The organism is Janthinobacterium breve (genome assembly GCF_051380895.1).
GTDB lineage: Bacteria > Pseudomonadota > Gammaproteobacteria > Burkholderiales > Burkholderiaceae_D > Janthinobacterium.
In genome coordinates, this window is the sequence record NZ_JBNYXY010000009.1 from 281795 (window position 1) to 297484 (window position 15690).

At 60.3% G+C, this 15690-nt stretch carries 16 protein-coding genes; 9 read left to right on the top strand and 7 right to left on the bottom strand.

Annotation, left to right across the window (positions count from 1 at the left end):
• Position 1 precedes the first annotated feature (1 nt).
• Positions 2-721 carry a CatA-like O-acetyltransferase gene (locus ACQ4W0_RS19640; RefSeq protein ID WP_436578278.1) on the top strand — a complete coding sequence of 240 codons (720 nt, stop codon included), beginning with the start codon at positions 2-4 and terminating at the stop codon, positions 719-721.
• Here the strand turns inward: ACQ4W0_RS19640 and ACQ4W0_RS19645 are convergent.
• Positions 718-1479 (bottom strand): AraC family transcriptional regulator, encoded by a 762-nt coding sequence (locus tag ACQ4W0_RS19645; RefSeq protein ID WP_436578279.1) that lies wholly within the window; start codon positions 1477-1479, stop codon positions 718-720. The genes ACQ4W0_RS19640 and ACQ4W0_RS19645 overlap by 4 nt on opposite strands.
• 85 nt (positions 1480-1564) lie before the next feature.
• On the opposite strand from ACQ4W0_RS19645, the gene ACQ4W0_RS19650 reads away from it, so the two are divergent.
• On the top strand, positions 1565-2332 hold the full coding sequence (locus ACQ4W0_RS19650) for an alpha/beta fold hydrolase (protein ID WP_436578280.1): 768 nt from the start codon (positions 1565-1567) through the stop codon (positions 2330-2332).
• Here the strand turns inward: ACQ4W0_RS19650 and ACQ4W0_RS19655 are convergent, their stop codons facing one another.
• Positions 2333-2974, bottom strand: a complete 642-nt coding sequence (locus tag ACQ4W0_RS19655) for a LysE family translocator (RefSeq protein WP_436521838.1) — start codon at positions 2972-2974, stop codon at positions 2333-2335.
• A gap of 214 nt (positions 2975-3188) precedes the next feature.
• Here ACQ4W0_RS19655 and ACQ4W0_RS19660 point away from each other — a divergent pair, with 214 nt between their 5' ends.
• Entirely contained in the window at positions 3189-5369 is a 2181-nt protein-coding gene (locus ACQ4W0_RS19660; RefSeq protein WP_436578281.1) for a ComEC/Rec2 family competence protein, read from the top strand.
• Positions 5370-5455: 86 nt separating this feature from the next.
• Here ACQ4W0_RS19660 and ACQ4W0_RS19665 read toward each other — a convergent pair whose 3' ends face one another.
• Positions 5456-6532, bottom strand: coding sequence for a YeiH family protein (locus ACQ4W0_RS19665; protein WP_436578282.1), 1077 nt, complete (start codon positions 6530-6532; stop codon positions 5456-5458).
• A gap of 107 nt (positions 6533-6639) precedes the next feature.
• On the opposite strand from ACQ4W0_RS19665, the gene ACQ4W0_RS19670 reads away from it, so the two are divergent.
• Positions 6640-7542, top strand: a complete 903-nt coding sequence (locus ACQ4W0_RS19670; RefSeq protein ID WP_436578283.1) for a LysR family transcriptional regulator — start codon at positions 6640-6642, stop codon at positions 7540-7542.
• Between the two features lie 12 nt (positions 7543-7554).
• Here the strand turns inward: ACQ4W0_RS19670 and ACQ4W0_RS19675 are convergent, their stop codons facing one another.
• A complete protein-coding gene (locus ACQ4W0_RS19675; RefSeq protein WP_436578284.1) occupies positions 7555-8643 on the bottom strand; it encodes a flavodoxin family protein in 1089 nt (362 codons plus the stop codon).
• 117 nt (positions 8644-8760) lie between these two features.
• On the opposite strand from ACQ4W0_RS19675, the gene ACQ4W0_RS19680 reads away from it, so the two are divergent.
• On the top strand, positions 8761-9333 hold the full coding sequence (locus ACQ4W0_RS19680; RefSeq protein ID WP_436578285.1) for a helix-turn-helix domain-containing protein: 573 nt from the start codon (positions 8761-8763) through the stop codon (positions 9331-9333).
• Between the two features lie 7 nt (positions 9334-9340).
• The gene (locus tag ACQ4W0_RS19685) at positions 9341-9865 is read left to right on the top strand and encodes a GNAT family N-acetyltransferase (protein ID WP_436578286.1); all 525 of its coding nucleotides are present in this window, start codon (positions 9341-9343) and stop codon (positions 9863-9865) included.
• 44 nt (positions 9866-9909) lie between these two features.
• Here ACQ4W0_RS19685 and ACQ4W0_RS19690 read toward each other — a convergent pair whose 3' ends face one another.
• Positions 9910-11307: a methyl-accepting chemotaxis protein gene (locus ACQ4W0_RS19690; protein ID WP_436578287.1), complete on the bottom strand. Its 1398-nt coding sequence runs from the start codon at positions 11305-11307 to the stop codon at positions 9910-9912.
• Positions 11308-11636: 329 nt separating this feature from the next.
• Here ACQ4W0_RS19690 and ACQ4W0_RS19695 point away from each other — a divergent pair, with 329 nt between their 5' ends.
• The gene (locus ACQ4W0_RS19695; RefSeq protein WP_219725992.1) at positions 11637-11900 is read left to right on the top strand and encodes a DUF378 domain-containing protein; all 264 of its coding nucleotides are present in this window, start codon (positions 11637-11639) and stop codon (positions 11898-11900) included.
• 247 nt (positions 11901-12147) lie between these two features.
• Here the strand turns inward: ACQ4W0_RS19695 and ACQ4W0_RS19700 are convergent, their stop codons facing one another.
• Positions 12148-12558, bottom strand: a complete 411-nt coding sequence (locus ACQ4W0_RS19700) for a c-type cytochrome (RefSeq protein WP_436578288.1) — start codon at positions 12556-12558, stop codon at positions 12148-12150.
• Positions 12559-12700: 142 nt separating this feature from the next.
• On the bottom strand, positions 12701-13579 hold the full coding sequence (locus tag ACQ4W0_RS19705; protein ID WP_436578289.1) for an EamA family transporter: 879 nt from the start codon (positions 13577-13579) through the stop codon (positions 12701-12703).
• A 215-nt stretch (positions 13580-13794) separates the two neighbouring features.
• Here ACQ4W0_RS19705 and ACQ4W0_RS19710 point away from each other — a divergent pair, with 215 nt between their 5' ends.
• Both ACQ4W0_RS19710 and ACQ4W0_RS19715 read left to right on the top strand, forming a co-directional pair.
• Positions 13795-14295 carry a hypothetical protein gene (locus tag ACQ4W0_RS19710; RefSeq protein WP_436578290.1) on the top strand — a complete coding sequence of 167 codons (501 nt, stop codon included), beginning with the start codon at positions 13795-13797 and terminating at the stop codon, positions 14293-14295.
• A 223-nt stretch (positions 14296-14518) separates the two neighbouring features.
• Positions 14519-15532, top strand: a complete 1014-nt coding sequence (locus tag ACQ4W0_RS19715) for a lysozyme inhibitor LprI family protein (RefSeq protein ID WP_436578291.1) — start codon at positions 14519-14521, stop codon at positions 15530-15532.
• Positions 15533-15690 lie beyond the last annotated feature (158 nt).

A 15690-nucleotide genomic window follows, 5' to 3' on the forward strand; every position in this document is an offset into this window, starting at 1 on the left:
AATGACGAATATCAAAAAACGTTTCATGCGCCTTTGGTATGACTTGCCCGCCAGCACTCCCATCGTCTACACTCGCCGCATGAAAAATTTTGAAAAGCGGCGCGACCGCTACGACTTGTTCCGCGCGTTTGACAATCCCCTCGTCAACATCAACTTCCAGCTTGACGTGCCGGACTTCCGGCCCTGGTGCAAGGAACGGAAAATTCCCGTATTTCACTTTTTCCTGTTTTGCCTGCTCAATACGGTCAGAGAAGTCGACAACTTCATGTACCGCATCTGCCAGGGCGAAGTGATCAGGATCGATGATTTCCCCGCTTCCTACACCGTCATCAACGGCGACGAGAACCTGAACTACACACGTTTCACGATGACGGACCAGCTTGATCTCTTCATCGAACGCAGCCTGGAAGCGAAACGCCTCGCCGAAGCCAGTTCCGCGCTGATCAATACAGGCGAGGGCGAAAGCGAGCGCGAGCAGCGCAACAATATTTTCATCACCTGCCTGCCGTGGCTGGACCTGGCGGCTATCGAGCACCCGATCCACCGCCACCGCGACGCCGATATCCCGACATTTACCTGGGGCAAGTTCGGCCCCGTGCAAGAGGATGGCCGCATGCTGATACCGTTTTCCGCGCAGGCCCACCATGGCTTTGTCGATGGCCACCATGTGCAGAAACTGGCGCAGGCGCTGGCCCGGCGCATCGCCGCCTTCATTGCCTAGTTCGACAGATAGTTGCTGGGCGCCTGGCCCAGCACGCGGCGGAAGGCGGCCGTGAAGGCGCTGGGGCTGGCATAGCCGAGGTCCAGCGCGACACGGGTGACGGCTTGCCCCGAGGCCAGCCGCGTGATGGCCGCCAGCAAACACGCTTGTTGGCGCCATTGGGCAAAGCCCAGCCCCGTATGGGCGCGGAACTGGCGCGTGAAGGTGCGCCGGCTCATGCCCGCCTGCGCTGCCATCGCGTCCAGGCTGCTGTCCAGGCTCGGTTGTTGCAGCAATTCCATGCACAGCCGCGCCAGCCTGGCGTCCTGCGGCAGGGGCGCGCTCAGGGGCAGGGGCCTGGCAGCGGCAATCTCATCGAGCAGCAAGGCCATCAATCGTCCGGCGCGCGACGCTTCCGCATACAAGGCTTCCACGGCCACTGCCTCGGCCAGCAGCTGGCGCAGCAGCGGCGAGGTGTCCAGCACCTGGCAATCGGGTGGCAAGCCCATCCTGGCGATGGCGGCCTCGTCAATGAAGACATTGTGCATGCTCACGGCGCCATGCATGCGCATGCCGTGGATGAGCTGGGCCGGTACCCAGCAGGCCCGTTGCGGCGGCACCAGCCAGTTGCCGTGGGGCGTGTGCACGCTGATGACGCCCCGTGCCGCATAGGCGAATTGCCCGCGCGTATGGCTGTGGCTGGGGAAAATGTCGCCGGGGGCATAGTCGCGCGCGGTGGCGATCAAGGCGCGCGGCACTTCCGTATAAAAATCATCCATGGCCCATACTCTACAGTATTTGACCTGGCATCGAAGGCGGGCCGTTTTATTTGTCCTTACCATCCACTCTTTGTCAGGAGTGTGTATGCACAATAGCTATCATCGCGTGGGCCATGGACCCCACGCTGTCATCGTTCTGCACGGCTGGTTTGGCGACGCGCACGCGTTTGCGTCGATGGAAATGGCCCTCGATGGCGGCGCTTTCAGCTATGTCTTCATGGACAATCGCGGCTATGGCGGCATGCGCGGCGCGCAAGGCGACTACTCGATGGACGAAGTGGCCCGCGACGCGCTGGCGCTGGCCGATGCGCTGGGCTTTGCCACCTTCAGCGTGGTGGGCCATTCCATGGGCGGCATGGCGTTGGAACGGCTGGCCTTGCTGGCGCCCTTGCGCTTGCGCAAACTGGTGGCCGTGGCGCCCGTGCCCAGCTGCGGCGTGGCGCTGGACGGGGCGGGGCTGCAACTGTTCCTCGACGCCAGTGCGAACGTGGATGCGCGGCGCGCCATCATCGACCGCAGCACGGGCGGGCGCCTGCCAGCCACCTGGCTGGACTGGAAGGCGCAATACTCGTGGGACAGTGCGGATCCAGCCGCGTTTGCCGCCTATTTTCTGGCGTGGAGCGGGACGGATTTCAGTGAAGAGGTCAAGGCGGCGCGCGTGGCGCTGCCCTTGCTGGCGCTGGTGGGGGAGCACGACCCCCGTTTTGACGCGGCGCTGATGCGCCGCACGTATCTGGCGTGGTACCCGCAAGCCAGGCTGGAAGTGCTGGCCAATGCGGGACACTATCCGATGAATGAAACGCCGCTGGCCCTGGCGGCCAGCATCGAGGCGTTTTTGACGGAAAAGGACTAGTTACGCCGCCTTGGCGCGCAGGCGCAGCAGGCTCAGACCCAGCAGCACGAAGGCGCCGCCCGAAATGCGGTTGAACAGCTTGGCGCGGCCCGGCGTGGCCAGCTGGGTTTTCAGCAGGCGCGCCAGGTTGGCGTAGAACAAGTGGGCAAGCATGGCGCAGGCGACAAACGAGGTCGTCAGCACGGTGAACTGGATGGCCACGGGTTCGCCCGGCGTAATGAATTGCGGAAACAGGGCCGAGAAGAACAGGATGGCCTTGGGATTGGTCAGCGCCACCGTCAAGCCCTGGCGGAAGAGTTTCCAGAATGAGTTAGGATTCGCCGCGCCAAGCGCCACCGGCGCATCGGCCACGATGCTGGTCTTGCTGCGCCACTGCTTGATGCCCAGATACACCAGATACAGGGCGCCAGCCAGTTTCAACAGCATGAAGGCCGTGGCCGAGGTGGCCAGCACGACGCCCATGCCGGCCATGGCCACGCCGGAAATGATGAACAAACCAAAGCCATTGCCCATGCTGCTGATCATCGCGCGGCGCGGGCCGACGGCGATGGCATTCGAGATGGCCAGCAAGACGGCCGGGCCGGGAGAAAACGTGACGAGCAGGGCGACGCTGCAAAAAAGCAGCCAGTTCGAGAGATGCATGGATGTTCCTGAAGTAACGGGGAATGGATTTAAGCGAAATTATTCAGCATTGTACAATTCTTCGGCCGTTTTTGCCGTGAGCCTAAGCCGCAGAGCAGCGGGGCCAGTGCCGTGCGCGTTTTTAGTATTGATGCATGTCAATCTTTCAAATCTTTCTCTTTGATGAGCGGCCTGGCAAGATACTGTGTTTCTTTTATTCAACAAGAGGGAAGTCATGTCCGATAACATCGCAGTGTCTGAAGAAGATGATGAGAAGGCCTTGATCCACAGCTTTGGCGTCGGTCATGGCGACTGCACCCTGCTGGAATTTGTGCAAAATGGCGTGGTGACATTCCGCATGCTGGTCGATGGCGGCACCGCGCTGCCAGCTGACTTGTGCGGCCACCTCGACGCGCATCTTCATGCTGACCTGCAATCGCGTCATATCGATGTAGTCGTACTGACGCATGTCGATGCGGACCATCAGGGTGGCCTGGCACATCTGCTGGAAAACGATGTCTCCATCGGCGAGTACTGGGGGCCATGCCTGGCGGCTTTCCGGCGTTTGCTGGGGATATTCAAAACGGGCAGCATACCTGCTGCCCTGAAGCGTGCCGAGGCGCTGGAGGTACAGTTCCGGGCAAAGGGTATACCTGTCATTTATCCTCTCGAAGGTTATGTTTTCCGTGCTTGCGACAACAAGGTTGTCGTCTCCATGATTTCACCGGCGTCGCGATTGATGCAGCGTTTGCTGACCGCATCTGGCGAAGCGCTGGCGGAGTTGTTGGTGAGTCCGGCCTTGCCGCTGGAATGGTTATTTACGCCCGGCAGCGAGGCGCAGCCTGAAACTGGGCTTCCAATCGACCTGGCCGGTGCCGTGAATCAGCAGCATCGGGCGCTGCTGCGGCCGGTCCCTGCGAACCTCGATGGCGACGAGGTATTGCGCAGGGCGCAGGCGGCAATCGGCGATGCATTCGATCCGGATTTTTTTGGCAATGGCGTGTTGAACGACACGTCGCTGGTGTTTACCGTCGATTTTCACCTGGCGCGCAAGCACCGCCGGCGCGTCTTGCTCACTGGCGACCAGGTGAACTGGAGCTATATCGCCTTCCAGCATCCGCATGGCTTGGCACCCGATGTACTGAAAGCGCCCCATCATGGTGGCCGCGTGTATTTGTCGGATAAGTGTGAAGATGCCGTGGATCAGTTCTATCTGTGGATGCGACCACGCACGGTAGCGGTCAGCGCCTCCGGTTTGCATGATTTGCCAAACATGACCTTCCACAATGCGATTCGCAGAATAGGCGCTACTCTGCTGTGTCCGAATACGCGTGGGTTCGAACCGCTCAGCGCCGGCGCCAGCGCGGCTGCGAACAGTGTTTCCTGTCATACGGGATACGCATGCAGTCAGGGGAGAAGGGCGATGCAGCGCGCAAAAACCAGCATCACCTTGTCGATCGCCGGGGCGGGTGCCGACAACGCCGCTTGCCTGTCTGGCAGTGGCCACTCGGGCATGGAACCGATCGTCGTGCTGCAGCAACGCGTTATCGAACCAGACCAGTCGTTCCTGCGCTGGACCAGCCAAGAGGTATATAAATACGCCAAATGGGTGGCCGGCGTACTTGAAGGCAGCAGCAAGCAGGTCGCTGCGACCCTGCATCAGTCGAAGGAAGCGTATGCCGATGCTCTTTGGCTTACGCCCGTGTCCTGGCGCGAGCTGGAAGCTCAGGCCATGCTTGCTGGCCATCATCACCTGGTGGCCAACCCGCAGGCCGTGCTCAGTTATGGTCAACAGCAGGGCATGTTCTGGGCCACAGGCATCGGCGGCACGGACGTGAAGTTGTACAAACTACCCTTGCCGGCGGCTAAGCTTGCAGTGCGCAAATGGTTGTCTAGCTATGACTATATTGCCTTGCCATTGGCCAAGGATGCTGAAGGCGCCGCGCGCGCAGGCCGCAAGTTCGATGCCCTGCAATGCGTGGACTGGACCTGCTTGCACACGCTGCTGGGCGTCCAGCAAGGCATACCGACGGCGGTGGCGGAGGCAACGCTCATGCCTGAGATATGGCAGATGCTCAGCGATGATTGTCATGCTGCCATGTATGACGGCGAGGCGAATAGCTATGTAAGTGCCTATCCGTATGGATGGTTGGTCTTTGGTAAGAACTTGCAACAAGATCGGTTCCAGGTCATCTGCGGTTGCATGTTCAGCGGCGCTCCCGATTCTCGTTCATCGCAGGTGCTGCTCGACTTCATGCTTAGTGATAGTACGAAAGTGCTGCTGCCATCCTTGCTAGATAGCAATTTTTCCGTGCAGGTGAGCGGGAGCTGGTTCAGCGAGTGCTGCCGCAGCGAAGGATTAGTGCTGCGCATGCTGTGGCATCCGTCCGATCCCGCCAGCGCGGGGAAATCCTGAGGCAGTGCGAGCCGGATCCAGCCTAACTTGCCGCTTCAGCTTGTTGAGTAGTGACGCAGCAAACTGAAGCGGTGGCTCGCGGAGTCTTACAGGAACAGCGCGCCAACGCAGTGGTTGATGGCCGCGCCACCGGCGATCAGCCAGCAGAACAGCAGGCCGGCCAGCAGCAGGGGCTTGATGCCGGCGCGGCGGATGGCCGACATATGCGTCGTCAAGCCCAGGGCCGCCATGGCCATCGCCAGCAGGGCCGTGTCGATGTCGGTGATGGTGGCCACCGTGCTTGCTGGCAGCAGGCCCAGGGAATTGAAGGCCACCACGGCAATAAAAATGAAGGCGAACCAGGGAATGGCCAGCTTGGTTGCCTTGTCGTGGCCGCCACCTTTGGCCTTGCCGCGCGCCAGCACGGCCGACAGGATGACGAGGAAGGGCGCCAACATCATCACGCGCACCATCTTGGCGATCACGGCTGCATTCGCCGCTTCCTGGCCGATCGACTTGCCGGCCGCCACCACTTGCGCCACCTCATGCACGGTCGAGCCGATGTACACGCCAAAGGCGGTGGGCGTGGCCGCCAGCACATGCCAGCCTTGATTCAGCTGGTATAGCAAGGGGTACAGAAAGATGGCGATGGTGCCGAACACCACGACGGTCGAGACGGCCACGGTGACGTCCTCACTGCGGCCTTTCACGATGGGTTCCGTGGCCATCACGGCTGCCGCGCCGCAGATGGAGCTGCCCGCGCCGATCAAAATGGCGCTGTTGCGTTCCAGTTTGAACACTTTGATGCCCAGAAACATGGCCAGGCCAAACGTGGACGCCAGCACCAGCGCGTCGATGGCGATGCCGGCCAGGCCCACCTGGCCGATATCCTGGAAAGTCAGGCGGAAGCCATACAGGATGATGCCAAGGCGCAATAAAGTCTGCTTGGAAAAGGCCACGCCCGCGCCGCAGGTGGGCGCCAGGCGGCCATACACGCTGTTGCCCAGCCCAATGCCCAGCATGATGGCCAGGGTCAGGGCGCTCATGCCGTGGCTTTGCATCCATTCCAGCTTGCCCAGCGCGATGGCGCCCCAGGCGATGACGCCGCTCAGCAGCAGGCCTGGCAGAAGGCGGCCATAGCGGTCGCTGACACTGGTGGTATTCGTTGTAGATAGAGATGACATGCCGTACTCCATGGTTACTGGTTCGTATGGCATGACTGTACAGTTCGCTGATTAAATGGTAAAACGGATTGTTTTTGTATGTTTAACCTGAAAAATAGGTAAATAGGATGGCATTGACCTTGCGGCAACTGCAGATTTTTCTCGCCGTAGCGGACACGGGCAGCACCAGTGCGGCGGCCGAGCACATTGCGCTGTCGCAATCGGCCACCAGCGCGGCCCTGAACGAGCTGGAAACCTTGCTCGGCGCGCAGCTATTCGACCGCGTGGGCAAGCGATTGCTGCTTAACGACAATGGCCGCTTGCTGTTGCCGCAGGCGCGGCAGATGCGTGACGGGGCCGCCAGCATCGAGCGCCAGTTCGCGGGCGCCGACCCGTCCGTGCCCGTCAGCCTGCAAATCGGCGCCAGCACCACCATCGGCATTTATCTGCTGCCGCAGATCCTGGCCCAGGCGGCGCAGCAGTACGGGCGCAGTATCCCGCAGGTGACGATTGCCAACACGGCCGACATCGCCGCCGCCGTGGCGGAGTTTCGTGTCGATATCGGCCTGATCGAAGGGCCGTGTCACGAAGCGGGCTTGCTGGTGGAACCGTGGCTGACGGACCAGATGCTGATCGTGGCCGCGCCCACGCACCCGCTGGCGCAGCTGCGTCATTTGCTCAGTTTCACGGAATTGAACCAGGCGGGCTGGTTGCTGCGCGAAGCGGGCTCGGGCACGCGCGAAGCGGTGGAGCAGGCGCTGGTGCCGTATCTGCACTATCTGCGCCCCGCAGGCGAATTCAGCAACTCGGAAGCCATCAAGTATGGCGCGGCGGCCGGGCTCGGTATCGCCTGCCTGTCGCGGGTCGTGGTGGCCGATCTGCTGGCCGGCGGGCAACTGGTGGAACTGGAAACCATGCTGCCGCCATTGGAGCGCAACTTTTATTTGATACGCCAGTCTAAAAAGATCCTCTCGCCCCGCTTGACGGGTTTCCTGGAACTGTGCCGCCACGCCTCGCGCATGGCGGGGTAGGTATGCGCGGCGTCATTTTGGCCGCGGAGCTTGTAGTGCCGCATCGGGCGGCGCCAGCGTGCCTGTGCGCAGCCGCTTGACGGCTTCCGCCACGGCGCGCGCCACGTTGCGCACTTCTTCTTGCAGATTGGTATCGCGGTCCAAGGTCTCATGGCTTTGCGCATAGCTGTCGTAATAGCCGATGTAGCGGTCCAGCCGCGACTTGGCGCCTGCGTCGAGCAGGCCCATCCAGTCCAGCCAGTCCGACAAGCCCCGCCGCACGCCTTCGATGCCGGCCACGTCGCCATGCACGACGAGGCCATACGCGCGCCCGGCCAGGTGTTTCGGGTAGTTCCAGCCTTGCAATTCCAGGGCCTTCGCTTCCACGGCTTTCTTGCCGTGCGTGGACGTGGGGTCGGGGTTGCCGCCGTCGGCGCAGACGAGCCGGTCTATCATCAGTTTCAGCACGCCGGGCGTCTGGTACCAATATACGGGCGTGAGGATGATGACGGCGTGCGCGGCCGTCCAGCGCTCGTAAATGTCCGCCATCCAGTCATTCGTCTGGCGTTCGCCATGGTTCGGGTAGCAGCTGCACGGCCAGTGGCACAGGGGCATGGCCGTCGAGACGCAGCCTTTGCACGGATGGATGTGCAAGTCATACGAAGACGTCAGCAAGCTCAAGTCCAGCACGTCCGCTTCGATGGCGTCCGCCTGCAGCACTTCTTTCGCCCATTGCGTCATGCGCCAGCTCTTTGATATTTCACCAGGACAAGAACCGTCGTTGCGCGCCGCGCCGCAGATCAGCAGCACGCGCGACGGCGTGGCGGGATCTTTCTGGTGCGCCTCGGCGGCCAGCAGCCGGTCGCGCGTGGCGAGCCACTCCACCGACAGCTCGTAGTCGGGGTCGGCAAAACCAGGCCCCGCCTTCTGCGTGACGGGCGCCTTGCGGCCATCCTGGTAATTCTTCCACGCCACTTCTTCCACCTGCACCAAGGCGCCGCGCACGGCGTCGAACGTGGGGTCGGCAAACGAGCGGATGAATTGCAAATGAAATTCGACCCTGCCCAGCGGCGCGGGCGCCTGGCCCTGGCGCGGCTGGGGAGTGGGGGGAGTGGCGGACATGGCTTCTCCTTGAAGTGGTGGCGCCATGGTGCCTGGAGTCCGGGTGCGGGTCTGTGCGTTGAGCAACTGTGCGACGATTGCTTGCTAAATTCCCGTTTTAGGGATAAATTCCCACATATGGAAAATATGGAATTGACTGATAACGATACGGAACAGCGGCTGGCCGCGCGTTTAAAGCAGTTGCGCGTGGAGCGGGGCTGGTCGCTGGACCAGCTGGCCAGTGCCAGCCAGGTCAGCCGCGCCACCCTGTCGCGCCTGGAAAATGGCGAAGTCAGCCCGACCACGGCTGTGCTGGGCAAGCTGTGCGCCGCGTATGGCCTTGCCATGTCGCGCCTGCTGCGCATGGTGGAAGACGATTTCGCACCCTTGCTGCTGCGGGCACAGCAAAGCGTGTGGACGGACCCGGAGACTGGTTTCCGGCGCCGCTGCGTCTCGCCGCCGTCGCGCGCGCTGGCCGGCGAAGCGCTCGAATGCGAACTGGGCGCTGGCGTAACGATTGCCTATGCCACTTCGCCCCGGCCCGGCATGGAACATCATCTGTTGCTGCAGGAAGGCCGGCTGAACGTGACCGTCGATGGCCGCTCCCATGCCTTGCAGGCTGGCGATTGCCTGCGTTACCAGTTGCATGGCGCCAGCACCTTTGTCACGCCAGCCGACAGCGGCGCCCGCTATTTTTTGTTCATCGTCTGAGGTTGATATGTCTCCATCACTGCACCATTTTACCTCCGCCGATATTCGTGCACGCTTGCCGGAACTGGGCGCTTTGCTGCAAGACTGCGTGCACGACGGCGCCAGCATCGGCTTTATCTTGCCCTTCGACGCGGCGGCCAGCCAGGCGTTCTGGACAGATAATGTCTTGCCAGCCGTCACGCGCGGCGTGCGCCTGTTGCTGGTGGCCGAGGTGGAAGGCAAGGTGGCGGGCGCCGTGCAGCTGGACTGGGACACCAATCCCAACCAGGCGCACCGGGCCGAAGTACGCAAGCTGCTGGTGGCGCCCGCTTTTCGCCGGCACGGCATCGCCCGTTTGCTGATGCAGGCGCTGGAAGTGCGGGCGCGCCAGCTACCGCGCAGCCTGCTGACCCTCGACACGCGCAGCAGCGACCATGCGCAAGCGCTGTACTTGTCGCTGGGCTATGTCGTGGCAGGCAGCATCCCCGCCTATGCATTGGCGCCGGCCGGCGACCGGCTTGACGCTACCACCATCATGTACAAGCAACTGTAGCAATGCGCGCAATGCGCTATAAGCGATGAGCCATCAACGGGAACTCAGGCTTTCAGGCGCGCTCTAACGACGGGGGCTCGCGAGCGTGCCAGGGCGGATGCTGCCTTGTCTTGCCTCGTGTCTTGCGCCACAGCAAGGCTGATGGCCGGTGCCGCGTGCAGGGGCGCCACCTCATTGCCCAAGGTGAAGATGCCCACGGTGCCCGACAGCTGCTGGGCGCGCTGCTGCATGCTCGCCGCCGCCGTCGACGCCTGTTCCACCAGCGCGGCGTTTTGTTGCGTCACATGCTCCATCTGCACGATGGCGGCATTGACTTGCTCGATGCCGGACAATTGCTCGCCGCTGGCCATGCTGATCTCGCCCATGATGTCCGTCACGCGGTGAACGCTGGCAACGATTTCGCGCATGGTGGCACCCGCCGTATCGACCAGGCGCGCGCCCGCGTCGACCCGTTCGACGGAGTCGCCGATCAGCTGCTTGATTTCCCGCGCCGCGCCGGCCGAACGCTGGGCCAGGGTGCGCACTTCGGCGGCCACGACGGCAAAGCCGCGTCCCTGTTCGCCTGCGCGCGCCGCTTCCACGGCCGCATTCAGGGCCAGGATATTCGTCTGGAAGGCGATGGCGTCGATCACGCCGATGATGTCAACGATCTTTTTCGATGACGCATTGATCGAGCTCATGGTATCGACCACTTGTGCCACCACCTTGCCCCCTTTGCCGGCTACATCGGCGGCCGATTGCGCCAACTGGTTGGCTTGCCGCGCATTGTCCGCATTTTGCTTGACGGTGCCGGTCAGCGCTTCCATCGAGGCGGCAGTCTGCTCCAGCGAGCTGGCTTGCGCCTGCGTGCGCTGCGACAAGTCCAGGTTGCCGGCCGCGATTTCGCCCGAGGCGCCCGCGATGTCTTGCGTGCCGCCGCGCACGTCGCCCACGATATGGATCAAGCTGGCATTCATGTCTTTCAGCGCCTGCAGCAACTGGCCCACCTCATCGCCGGATTCGACGCGGATATTACCGCTCAGGTCGCCGCCAGCCACCTTGCGCGCTACCTTGACGGCGTGCCGCAGGGGCCGCACGATGCCGCTACTGATGAACCAGGCCGTGACCAGGCTCAGTACGCCGCCGATCAGGCCCAGCGCGATGATCAGCACGCTGGTATTGCGCGCGCGGGCAATGGCCGCCTGGGCCGCCGCGCGCATCTGCGCCGACTGCGTGGCGATCTGCTGGTCGATGTCGCGCAGGGCGGGCTGCTCTTGCGTGCTGTTGCGTGTGGCTTGCAATTGCTCGATGCGCGCATAGCGCTGGTTCACGCTGCTATCAATTTCCCCGCTCACTGTGGCCAGCTGCCACGTGCTGATGCTGACGACCACCGCCAGCAGCAGCGATGCCAGCAAAAAACCCGTGGTCAGGCGTACACCGATGCGTATGTTTGAAATATTCATGTCCCCTCAGCTGTTGTCCCATGGTGGCCGCTACCCATGCGGGCAGCACGGCGCGGCGCTGTTGCCCCTGACGTTGCCGGGGTGAAACGAGTGTAGCAGTGCAATACTAAGTAATCTATAAATATTTCCATATTGGAATTGGTCACTGCTTGTTTAGCAACAGCGGGTAACTATTGCCGAAATTATTGCCAGATAAAATCACCCGCCTTATTACAGACTCGTCCTACCTCGATCCCGGGCATCGTCTGACTGGCGTATACCGGTGCCGCGCCTACACTGATCTTTGCACAGACCCGGCAGCGGGTCCTATCTTCTTACAGGAGGCTGAGATGGCGAATATCCAGGCAGGATCGGACGGCGCGGCAAACGAGGAAATGACGGCAAAACGCTTGAACGTGGTCGATTGGATCTCCATGATCCTGCTGATCGTGGGCGGCTTGAACTGGGCGCTGGTGGGCTTGTTCGACATCGACATCGTGGCCCGCATCCTTGGTGCCATGACGACGGCGTCGCGTAGCGTGTATGTGCTGGTGGGGCTGGCGGCGGTGTATTCCATTTACCTGTGCGTGCGCAAGCTGCCGGCCAAGTCCTAGGGGAAGCTATGCCTGTCGGTGCCCATCCCCGGCGCGAACGCGAATTCAAGCAACTGGAACAGAATTTCAAGCAGGAAGGGCGTTACCCGGGCGGCGCACAAGAAGCGCAAGGGCTTGCTGCAAGCGCTGGAGGCTTGAATTGCTGTCATGGCTTGATGGGCCGTGCCTGTCTGCCTGCTTGCCTGTCCGCGTGCGCGCGGGCAGGCCAGTGCGTGCCCTGCTTACTGACTGCTTACTTATTGCTTACTTACTGCGTGCGCAGGTAGGCCAGCAAATCGGCCACTTGCTGCGCATTGCCGATGCCCCAGAAGCGCATGTTGTTTCCAGGAATGAAATCGCTGGGGGCGTTGAGGAAGCCGGCCAGGTTTTTCTCGGTCCAGACCATATTCGCGTTTTTCATGGCCGCCGAATATTTGTAGTCGGTGGTGGAGCCGGCCTTGCGGCCGATCACGCCCGTCAGCTTGGGGCCGAAGCCGCCGCGCGCCGATGGCCCCACCTGGTGGCAGGAGGCGCACTTGCGAAATGCCGCCTTGCCCGCTTCGGCATTGCCCGTGAGGGTGGCGGGCGCGGCTGCTGCGTACGCGGCGACGCCAGGCGCCAGCAGCAAGGCTGCAGCGGTGAAAGGAGAGAACAAGCGAAAAAGGACTGCGAATGTCATTGGTGAGGCAGGCATACATGCGGGCATGCCGTACGTGGCAAGGGATGGCGCATTTTACAGGCAGGCATCAAAACCTGCCCGCCAGCTACGCAGCAATGCCAGGACGCAGCGCAGACAGCGGCATAGTATGGACTGAGTATCGCTAGCGCTTGCCGCCTTGGGCGCCCAGCGCCGCCATGGAAGACGCGAAGACGATGCAGGCGATAGCCAGCCACTGGGTCACGCTCAGCAGTTCTCCCAGCACCGCCATGGCAGCCAGCGCGCTGACGGCGGGCGCCGCGCTGCTGAACATGCCGAACACGCCTTGCGGCAAACGGCGCAGGGCAAAGATCTCCAGCGAATATGGCAGGGCGCTGGACAGCATGGCGATGGCCAGGCCCATTAGCGCAATCGATGGTGCCAGCAGGGCCGTGCCCGAATACGTGATACCGATGGGCACCGTCACCATCGCTGCCACCGTCATGCCCCAGGCCACGGCTTGCCCGCCCTGCAAGGTCGAGGCGCGCTTGCCGAAGATGATGTACAAGGCCCAGCACAGCGCCGCCCCCAGCGCATATGCCACGCCGACGGGGTCCAGGCTGCCCGGGCTGCCTTGCAGCGGCAGCAATAAATACAGACCGAACACGGCGCACGCGACGGCCAGCAAATCGCGGGGGCGGCGCGACGACAGCATGGCCACGGCCAGCGGCCCCGTCACCTCGATGGCGACGGCAATGCCGATCGGTATCAACGCAAACGCGCGGTAAATCAGCAAGTTCATCAATCCCAGCACGGAACCGTAGACCAGCAAGTTCAGCACATCCTTGCGCGTTAGCCGGAAACGCCAGGGCCGGAAGATGGCCAGCAGGATCAGCGCCGAAAACCCCACCCGGTATGCCGTGATCCCTTCGACCCCGATGACAGGAAACAGGTTTTTCGCAATCGCCGCCCCCAGATTGACGGAAATCTGCCCTCCCAGGACGGCCAGGGAAGGGAGCAGGATGCTGTCGGGCAGGGGGGAGGTCGAGGCGGGGGAGGTCATGGGGCGCCATTTTAATACGCAACAGGCCGCCAGTCGCTGGCAGATCTGCAACGGACGGCATTTATCCGCCGGCACTGGCCTGCGATATGGGGTGGGGGGCACTGATCGGGCGGGCACTGTTGTAACAGTGCAAGTATTTTCTGATAATGCTATTCTTCCTGCATGCCCGGCGCCACCGGGCACCACCCCGATTCTTCATCTTGATGGAGCCGCCCATGAATTGCAGAAGCATGGCACTGACCGTTGTTTTGTTGTACTCCGCCGGCATGGCCGGTGCCCAGGCTTTGCCGCCGCAGGCGCAATTGCCGGTCTGGGCGACACAGCAGCTTGATAATCTGGCCAAGCGCGAGGCCATCGAAGTCAATGCGCGCATGAATCCCTTCGTCCTGCGCGGCGATTTCGACGGCGACGGCAAAGGCGATCTGGCCGTCCTCATCAAGAGCAAGGACAGCAAGAAAGAGGGCATCGTCTTCCTGTTCAGACAGAAGACGGCGCCCCTCATCGTCGGTGCCGGCCATGCATTGTCCAACGGCGGCGACGATTTCGCCTGGCTGGAAGTGTGGCAGGTGGACGACAAGGGTTCGCTGCAGCACAGCTATCATGAAAAATCCCTGAGGCTGAAAACGGATGGGATCGTGGTGGCGAAAGAGGGTTCTGCCAGTGCCTTGATCTATATCAAGGGTGGCAAGGCAGTTTGGCAACAGCAGGGAGATTGATGGGCAGCTTGCGTTCAGGTCGGTTGCGCTGCCGCAAGTGCAACTCGAAGCAGTGCCGTGCCTGCCTTTGTTGTAGATTTATGGTCTTTCGCGGTGGGTGTTAAAAAGATGACGTCGCTTCAAGCGCTGAAATACTGGCAAGCAAAAGAACGTCTCAGTTATTCGTCAGTCGGTTCTATTTCACAAGCATAGTTAATAAAATATCTACAGCCTGGAAGTTATAATGATTAAAAAATATATTTTTGTGCTCGTGATGTTTTTTGCTTTTTTTGTGGCTGGTTGCAAGGAAACTGAGAATGCTAATAATATCCAGAATTCAGAAGGTGAATATGGCACCTTAGATAAGTCAAATATTCAAAATGATTTTGAGTTGTTGCGCACAAAAACTGGGTATCAGACGGCATTAAATGAAATTCAGAAATCCGCCATTTTTAATGGAGCTACTTCTGATACTGCTCAGTTTATCAAAGAGCATGGGCAGCGCATCGTTAACTGGACTGGTGATATAACTCATATTGCAACTTCTCACGGAGGAGATGAGGTTTGGACGGAAATTGTATCGTCTAATGGTGTAAGTTATCGGATGCATGATATTCCGGATTATTCACCAATATATCGGCAACTTTCCAGTTTGAGAGAAGGTCAAACTGTCTTATTTACAGGAGTTATTCAACAAAGTGGGAGTGGAAAGTGGGAGCGAAGTTTTACAGAGTCTGGTAGTTTGAAAAACCCAGAATTCAAAATTGAATTTGAAAACATTATAGCTTTAAAACATGGGGAAATCATCAGTCCTCGCATGGAGAATGTGAGGGAGATTAATAAAAAGAAAGCCTTGATGGATGGGGAAGCGGTGAATACAGTGTCGCCAGAGGTAGGTGCATACGAAGCCGTCGGAGAAACGTTGACTCGTGATGGTAAGATCAAAAATGATGCCAGTGGAAAACAGACTTCAGATGACGTGATTGAAAATTCAATCACCGTAGAAGATCCAGGTATTGATTGTTCCAGAGCGAAGTCGCATGTTGAAAATTTAATTTGCACAGCTCCTGAACTTGTTGTTGCAGATTCTGATATGACTTCCGCTTATCGGGCTGCTTTTCGTCGTAGTAAAAATAAAAATGATCTGGCTGATTTTCAGGATTCATGGATAAAATTTAACCGGGACAGGTGCCAGGATGTTGAATGTCTAATTTTATCCTATCGGGAAAGGATGAATAGTCTTCAAGAAATACAATAGACGAATCAAATAACGGGGAAATAGGGGCACGATACTGAAAAAGGCTTAACGGTGCAGAAAGTCAAGACAGACACGAACTCGTCATTAAACTGTCTGGCTTGGGGCGGCACAATACCGTTTAAGCCAAGCGCAAAGCGTAGGCAGCGTACACTACGCAT